Source organism: Liquorilactobacillus sicerae (assembly GCF_029916425.1).
GTDB lineage: Bacteria > Bacillota > Bacilli > Lactobacillales > Lactobacillaceae > Liquorilactobacillus > Liquorilactobacillus sicerae.
In genome coordinates this window covers 1-566 of record NZ_JAHAVQ010000124.1, presented here as the reverse complement: position 1 = coordinate 566, position 566 = coordinate 1, and the positions used below count along the sequence as shown (strand labels likewise).

Below are 566 nucleotides of genomic sequence, written 5' to 3'. Positions count from 1 at the left end.
GTACCGCCAGCACCGATGTAGCGATAAACACCGGACAATTCAGCATCCGGATCAACTTCAACATCAGTTGCATGGTATTGTTGCGGATCATCTTTAATTTCATCAAGAACTCTTCTCAAGTCCCATAACTGTTCTGTCATATTATAAGCCTCCTGATATCGCTTACATTTTCAATCATAGAAAATCGTGAAGTTGTGATCAAATCCGCTTTCGACTAATATTATGATCAGATAGAATAATACCGGAGATAAACGATGACAATTGATGACTTAAAATCGTTCATGCTGGTTTGTCGGTTACACAGTTTTTCAACTGCTGCCGTCGAACTCTCAATGACTCAATCGGCCCTGTAAAAACGTTTGCAGGCTATTCAACAAGAAGTTGGCAGTGAACTTATCAGCACTGAAAATAGACGTCAGATTCTTATAACTGAAAGTGGAAAAATATTTTATCGCTATGCAAAAAGTATTGTCGCAAGTTATGACGAACTTGAACAAGAGCTTGATGCTTATCGCGAACTAAAAAGAGGAAATCTGCAAATCGGCAGCGTTCCAGTAATGTCGCAA

1 protein-coding gene and 2 pseudogenes are annotated in these 566 nt (G+C 39.2%); 2 read left to right on the top strand and 1 reads right to left on the bottom strand.

The window, feature by feature from the left end:
* Window positions 1–140: pseudogene (locus tag KH893_RS11590) on the bottom strand (UbiD family decarboxylase); the annotation flags it as partial.
* Window positions 141–254: 114 nt separating this feature from the next.
* On the opposite strand from KH893_RS11590, the gene KH893_RS13100 reads away from it, so the two are divergent.
* Complete coding sequence (locus tag KH893_RS13100) at window positions 255–353, top strand: LysR family transcriptional regulator (RefSeq protein ID WP_345803740.1); 99 nt, start codon at window positions 255–257, stop codon at window positions 351–353.
* Between the two features lie 6 nt (window positions 354–359).
* Window positions 360–566 (top strand): annotated as a pseudogene (locus tag KH893_RS11585) (LysR family transcriptional regulator); the annotation flags it as partial.